Genomic DNA, 7,197 nt, shown 5'->3' with positions numbered 1-7,197 from the left:
CACGGAGGCACCGGCCACGCCGACCGAGCAGCCGAGCGAGTGACCGCAGACGGCGGATGAGCGAGGGGAACCCTGCCCGGGTCTTGTTTTCGGGCCCGGGCGGAGGTTCCTCGGGAGATCCGACCAGGTGGCGCGGTCCGGGCGGCTCAGTCGTCCGGCGGGCGCTCGGAGTGCCGGCGGGTGACCTGGCCACGGGCCGTGCGCCAGCGTGAGCGTGCCTGGTCGACCATGGCGTCCCACTGACGGCGGACCTCGTCGTCGGGGGTGCGTTCGCCGTGGGAGATGCGGGTGAGTTCGTCGCGGATCTCGCGGCCGACGACCGAGGCGCCGACGACGCAGAGCATGACCGCGAAGAGGGCGGAGATCATGGCGAAGACGGCGCCGACGACGCCGTAGCGCTGGGCGGAGGTGTTGAAGAGGTGGGGGAGGTAGAGCGTCGCGCCCACGGAGTAGAGGCCGGTGGCCACGGCGCCCGTGATGCCGAAGGGGATCAGATCGCGCCAGGCGACGCGGCGGGCGGACAGCAGGACGCCGCTCCAGACGAGGAAGACCGCCGTCACCGGCACTTCCGCGGCCACGCTGACCAGATGCGCCCGGCCCCCGCCCGGCAGGGCGTGGACCAGGCTGCTGGCCGCCATGTAGCAGGCGCCGGAAAGCAGCCAGCCGAAGCCGTTGCGGGTGTTGCGCACGCTGAGGGACCTCAGCTCCCACGTCTGCTCGAACAGGCGTTGCAGGGCTCGGGTGAAACTCAGTGCCGAGACCGCCAGGAACAGCACACCGACGACGCTGACGTCCGCCTTCTCCTGTTCGGGGGCGAAGAGCGACTCGACCGCCGCGGCGCCCTCGCCCGTCAGGCCGTAGCGCGAGACGAGGTGCTGCGCGATGTCGTACGAACCGACGCTGGTCAGCACCGCCGCGGCCAGGATCGCCAGCGGCACCAGCGCGGTCAGGGCGCTGGAGGCCAGGGCCATGGAGCGGTCGAAGCCCGCGATCCGCTGGAACCGGCTCAGCACCCGCAGTGTGAACGCAGGACGCAGCCAGAAGGTGAGGGCCCTGAGCAGGCGCCGGCCGCGGTTCTCCGCCGTCGTACCCTCCGGGGATCGTTCAGAAGCGGGCAAAATGATCAAAGGGGTGGCTGTGAAGGGTAACCGGCGCTCCCCGTCCCGCCCGCGTCGACACGACGGGAACCTCCGCGTCCCGCGGCACGTACTCTTGGTAGGAGTACAACCGCTCTCACGAAGGACAGGACACTGGGCAAGCGACAGCCCGAAGGCCCGCCGCCCGCACCCGCGGTGCAGCGCATCCGACTGCGCTACACCAAGCGCGGCCGCCTGAGGTTCACCAGCCACCGAGACTTCCAGCGCGCCTTCGAGCGTGCGCTGCGCCGTGCCGAGGTGCCCATGGCGTACTCGGCCGGATTCACGCCGCACCCGAAGGTCTCGTATGCCAATGCCGCACCCACCGGCACCGGCAGTGAGGCGGAGTACTTGGAGATCGCGCTCACCGCGTCGCGCGACCCCGGGAAACTGCGCGTCCTCCTCGACGAGTCGCTGCCCACCGGGCTCGACATCGTCGACGCGGTCGAGGCGCACACCTCGGGTCTCGCCGACCGGCTGACGGCCTCCGTCTGGGAGCTCAGGCTCGCCGGAGTCGATCCGGCCGACGCCGAGCGCGCGGTCGAGGCCTTCAACGGGGCCGGGTCCGTCGAGGTGCAGCGCATGACCAAGAACGGTGTGCGCACCTTCGACGCCCGCCCGGCCGTGGCGAGCCTCGTGGCACACGGTGCACCGGCTGATGGGCCGACCGACCAGCCCTGTGCGATACTGCGGCTGGTTGTTCGGCACGTGACGCCTGCCGTACGACCCGACGACGTCCTGTCCGGTCTCCGCGCCGTGGCCGACCTGGCGCCGCCGGTGCCCGCAGCGGTGACCAGGCTGGCGCAGGGGCTGTTCGATGAAGAGACCGGCACGGTGACCGACCCGCTCGCGCCCGACCGCGAGGCAGCCAAGGCCCTGACGGCCGCGCAGCCTGCCGCCGCGACGGCGCCGGAAGGTCCCGCGTAGGACGGACGTCGTAGCGCCGCCCTTGTACTCGGGAGCCACCTGGGTCGGGCAGCGCACCGACCAGAAGACTTTCGCCAGGCCGTACCGACAAGGCGTACGGAACCGGCGAGACAGGACACAGAGTGCTCCCGTGCGGCGCCCGCGCCCCGGACGGCGGCCACCGCGCATCGCGCGGGCCGCGGACGTCACCGGTGGACGGCCCCCTTCGGGCCGGTGCCGGACCAGGCGCGGCGCCCGGGAGCCTGACGGGAGAACCGCCCGCATGCTTGAGCCGACCGAACCCAACGAGGGTTCCGAACTGAACACACCGAGCGACACCCTGCCGCCGCGCAGGCGTCGCCGTGCCGCTTCTCGACCCGCGGGTCCGCCCGTCGCGGCGGAGGCGCCCGCCGAGGTCACCGTCCCGGCCATACCGGCCGCGGAGACGGAGGAGACCGACGAGGCGGTCGAGGCCGAGGAGGCCGCCGCCGCGGCCACGGCCGTGGAGACGGAGGAGGCCGCGGCGGCCCAGGCGGCCGAGGAGGCCGCCCCCGCCGCGCGTCCGCGCCGTCGCGCCACGCGTCGTGCGTCGGCGCCCGCCGGCGCGCCCGCCGCCACCGAGGCGGCGGAGACCGTCGCGCCGGCCCCGGCCGCCGAGGTCGCCGAGGGCGGCGAGGTCGTCGTCGGCGAGGACGCCGCCCCGCGTCGCGCACGCCGCCGGGCCACGCGCAGCGTCGCGACGCCGAGCGCGGTCGAGGCGGAGGCCGTCGCCGCAGAGGCCCCGGCCGAGGGGGAGGCGCCCGCCGCGCGTCCCCGCCGTCGCACCACCCGCCGGGCCGCCGCGCCCGTCGCCGAGGTCGCCGAGGCCGTGGAGAGCGCCGAGGCCGTCGTACCGGCCGCCGAGACCGCTGCCGCCGGGGCCGAGACGGTCGAGGAGGTGCCCGCCGCGCGTCCGCGCCGTCGCGCCACGCGTCGTGCGTCCGCGCCCGCCGAGGTCGCCGAGGCCGTGGGGAGCGCCGAGGCCGTCGTACCGGCCGCCGCCGAGGCCGCCCCCGGGACGGAAGAGGCCGTTCCCGCCGCCCGTCCCCGCCGCCGGGCCACCCGCCGCGTCTCCGCGCCCGTCGGCTCGCCCGAGTCCGCCGAGGCCACCGAGACCGTCGTCCGGGCCACGGTCGAGGACGCCGCCGAGGCCGTGACGGCCGACGAGGAGCCCGCCGCCGAGGCCGCCCCCGCCCGTCCGCGCCGTCGCGCCACCCGCCGGGCCTCCGCGCCCGCCGGCGTGCCGAAGGCCGCCGAGGAGACGCCGGTCGCCGCCGAGGCCCCGGTCGCCGAGGTCCCGGTCGCCGAGGTCCCGGTCGCCGAGTCCGCCGTCGAGGTCACGGACGAGGACGCCGCCCCGCGTCGCACCCGCCGTCGCGCCACCCGCCGGGTCACCGTGCCCGAGAGCACCCCCGCTGCCGAGGCCGCGCACACCCCGGAGGTTCCCGTCACCACGCACACCACCGAGCCCGCGGCGGCCGCCGAAAGCGTGCCGGCCGCCGCCGAGGCGTCCGGGGCCGCCGAGAGCGCCGCCCCGCGTCGGGCCCGGCGCCGGGCCGTGCGCCCCGCGTCCGGGTTCTCCGAGCCCGCGCGCGCCGCCGAGGCCGAGGAGGGCTCGCGCCGGCCCGCGCGTCCGGCCGTCGCCGTCTTCCAGGCGCCGGTGTTCGCCGAACCGCGCTTCCAGACCCCGGAGCGCGCCGCCGCCGAGGCCGCGGCCGAGGCCGTGGAGGTGGCGGAGCCCGCGGAGCCCGAGGAGAGCGCGGAGTACGCCGAGGAGCGTGCCGAGACCGGCTCGCGCCGTCGCCGTCGCCGCCGCGCCGAGCGCGTCGAGGAGGCCCCGGCCGCCGAGGCCGTCGCCGAGGACGAGGAAGAAGAGCCCGAGAGCGCCGAGGGCGAGGGCGAGGGCGAGGACGCCGAGGGCTACGAGGAGTCGTCCTCCCGCCGCCGTCGCCGCCGGGGCGGCCGCCGCCGTCGCCGCGGGGACGCCGCCGAGGGCGAGGGCGCCGAGGACGGTACCGAGGAACTGGCCGCCGAGCAGGCCGAGCAGGACGCCGAGGACACCGCCGAGCAGGAGGAAGAGGACGACGAGGAGGCGCGCGGCGAGGAGTCCGGTGGCTCCAGCGCGGGCAGCCGTCGCCGTCGTCGCCGCCGTCGTCGCGCCGGTGACACCTCCATGGACACCGAGCCGTCCTCCGACGACCCGGAGCGCACGGTCGTCAAGGTCCGCGAGCCGCGCAAGCAGAGCGAGCCGTCCGACGAGGTGCAGTCCATCAAGGGCTCGACCCGTCTGGAGGCCAAGAAGCAGCGCCGCCGCGAGGGCCGTGAGCAGGGCCGCCGCCGCGTCCCGATCATCACCGAGGCCGAGTTCCTGGCCCGCCGTGAGGCCGTCGAGCGCGTGATGGTCGTGCGCCAGCACGGCGAGCGCACCCAGATCGGCGTCCTTGAGGACAACGTGCTCGTGGAGCACTACGTCAACAAGGAGCAGTCGACCTCGTACGTCGGAAACGTCTACCTCGGCAAGGTGCAGAACGTGCTGCCGTCGATGGAGGCCGCCTTCATCGACATCGGCAAGGGCCGCAACGCCGTCCTGTACGCCGGTGAGGTCAACTTCGAGGCGCTGGGCATGGGCAACGGCCCGCGGCGCATCGAGACCGCCCTCAAGTCCGGGCAGTCCGTGCTCGTCCAGGTCACCAAGGACCCGATCGGGCACAAGGGCGCGCGGCTGACCAGCCAGGTCTCCCTGCCGGGCCGCTACCTCGTGTACGTGCCCGAGGGCTCCATGACCGGCATCAGCCGCAAGCTGCCCGACACCGAGCGGGCCCGGCTGAAGACCATCCTCAAGAAGATCGTCCCCGAGGACGCGGGCGTCATCGTGCGCACCGCCGCCGAGGGCGCGAGCGAGGACGAGCTGCGCCGCGACGTCGAGCGGCTCCAGGCGCAGTGGGAGGACATCCAGAAGAAGGCCAAGAGCGGCAACGCCCCGACGCTGCTGTACGGCGAGCCGGACATGACCGTCCGGGTCGTGCGCGACATCTTCAACGAGGACTTCTCCAAGGTCATCGTCAGCGGTGACGACGCCTGGCAGACGATCCACGGGTACGTCGCGCACGTCGCGCCGGACCTGGCGGGCCGCCTGTCGAAGTGGACCTCCGAGGTCGACGCCTTCGCCACCTACCGGATCGACGAGCAGCTCGCCAAGGCGCTGGACCGCAAGGTCTGGCTGCCCAGCGGCGGTTCGCTGGTGATCGACCGGACCGAGGCGATGGTCGTCATCGACGTCAACACCGGCAAGTTCACCGGCCAGGGCGGCAACCTGGAGGAGACGGTCACCAGGAACAACCTGGAGGCGGCGGAGGAGATCGTGCGCCAGCTGCGGCTGCGCGACCTCGGCGGCATCATCGTGATCGACTTCATCGACATGGTCCTGGAGTCCAACCGCGACCTGGTGCTGCGCCGCCTGCTGGAGTGCCTGGGCCGCGACCGGACGAAGCACCAGGTGGCCGAGGTGACCTCGCTGGGCCTGGTGCAGATGACCCGTAAGCGGGTCGGCCAGGGTCTGCTGGAGTCCTTCTCCGAGACCTGTGTGCACTGCAACGGCCGTGGTGTCATCGTCCACCTGGAGCAGCCCGGCTCCGGCGGCGGTGGCGGCGGCAAGCGCAAGAAGCGCGGCCGTGGCGGCGAGGGGCAGGAGCAGCCGCACGAGCACGTGCACGAGACCGCCGCGGTCGCCGTGGAGACCGGCGAGGCCGTCGAGCCGGAGATCGAGACCGCCGCCGAGGTGGCCGCCGAGATCGCCGCGCCGGTCGCCCTCGCGGCCCCGGAGTTCGCGCCGGACGAGGAGCTGTACAGCAGCGTCGCCGAGGCGGAGGCGGCAGCCGGCCGCGGCCGTGTCCGCCGCCGGGCGAGCCGTCGCGTATCGGCCCCGGCGGGCGCGCCGAAGGCGGAGAGGCCTGCCCGGAAGGCCGCCGCCAGGGCGAAGGACAGCGAAGAGGCCGTCGAGCCGACCGCCCAGGACGTCACCGCCGAAGAGGCGGCGGCGCGCCCGGTGCGGCCGGAGCCGGCCGCCGAGGCGCTGGCCGGGCCCGTGGCCGCCGAGGACCAGGTGGTCCCGGCGCCCGAGGTCGCCGAGGCCGCCGAGGAAGCCGCGCCGAAGGGCCGTACGCGCCGTCGGGCGACCCGGAAGGTGTCCGCGCCGGCGGGTTCCCCCGCGGGTGCCGAGGCCACCGTGGTGACCGTCGCCGAGACCGCGCCCGCGGCCCCGGTGGCGGAGCCCGCCGTGGAGGAGGCGCCGGCGCCCGCCGAGAGCGCCGCCCCGGCCCGTCCGCGCCGCCGTGCCGTGCGGCAGGCCGCCGCGCCGACCGCGCCCGAGGAGACGGCCGTCGTGGTCGTCCCGGCGGCCGCGAGCGAGGCGGCCGCGGAGGCTTCCGTGGAGGCACCCGCCGGAGAGGTTCCCGCCGAGGAGGCCTCCGTCGAGGAGGCCGCGGCCCCGGCCAAGAAGACCGCCCGCAAGGCGGCCAAGAAGGCCACGGCGAAGAAGGCGGCCACCAAGAAGACGGCGGCCAAGAAGACCGCCGCCAAGAAGACCGCCGCGAAGAAGACGACGGCCAAGAAGGCCGCGGCCACGAAGACGGCAGCGGCGAAGAAGGCCGCGGCGACCAAGCAGCCGACCTCGGTCGACTGACCGGTCACCGGCGCGTCGGGGTGCGGTCCTGTCCGCGAGGAGAGGGCCGCACCTGCTTTTTCCAGCGGGCCGGGGCACCGCGTCCCCGGCCCGCGACCCTGAACCGAAGGAGAGAACCGCGATGATAGGCCTCGTGCTGGCGGCCGGCGCCGGACGGCGTCTGCGCCCCTACACGGACACCCTGCCCAAGGCCCTGGTGCCGGTCGGCGCGGAGGACGGGCCCGAGGCCGTCTCTGTCCTGGACCTGACCCTCGGCAACTTCGCGGAGATCGGTCTGACCGAGGTCGCGGTCATCGTCGGCTACCGCAAGGAGGCCGTGTACGCGCGCAAGGCCGAGTTCGAGGAGAAGTACGGCCTCAAGCTCACGCTCATCGACAACGACAAGGCCGAGGAGTGGAACAACGCCTACTCCCTGTGGTGCGGCCGGGACGCGCT

Annotated in this window: 4 protein-coding genes; 3 read left to right on the top strand and 1 reads right to left on the bottom strand. The window is 74.9% G+C overall.

Going from position 1 to position 7,197, the window contains the following annotated elements:
- Positions 1 to 146 precede the first annotated feature (146 nt).
- On the bottom strand, positions 147 to 1,013 hold the full coding sequence (locus tag ACWDD7_RS24470; RefSeq protein WP_450458915.1) for a YhjD/YihY/BrkB family envelope integrity protein: 867 nt from the start codon (positions 1,011 to 1,013) through the stop codon (positions 147 to 149).
- Positions 1,014 to 1,292: 279 nt separating this feature from the next.
- On the opposite strand from ACWDD7_RS24470, the gene ACWDD7_RS24465 reads away from it, so the two are divergent.
- From ACWDD7_RS24465 to ACWDD7_RS24455, 3 genes are all read left to right on the top strand, one after another.
- A complete protein-coding gene (locus ACWDD7_RS24465) occupies positions 1,293 to 2,063 on the top strand; it encodes a TIGR03936 family radical SAM-associated protein (protein ID WP_450458914.1) in 771 nt (256 codons plus the stop codon).
- 262 nt (positions 2,064 to 2,325) lie between these two features.
- Positions 2,326 to 6,762 (top strand): Rne/Rng family ribonuclease, encoded by a 4,437-nt coding sequence (locus ACWDD7_RS24460; RefSeq protein ID WP_450458913.1) that lies wholly within the window; start codon positions 2,326 to 2,328, stop codon positions 6,760 to 6,762.
- 121 nt (positions 6,763 to 6,883) lie between these two features.
- Positions 6,884 to 7,197: sugar phosphate nucleotidyltransferase (locus ACWDD7_RS24455; RefSeq protein WP_450458912.1), on the top strand; the 314-nt coding region annotated here is incomplete at its 3' end.

This window comes from Streptomyces sp. NPDC001056, from assembly GCF_053598955.1.
This window is presented reverse-complemented; position numbering and strand designations above follow the sequence as displayed.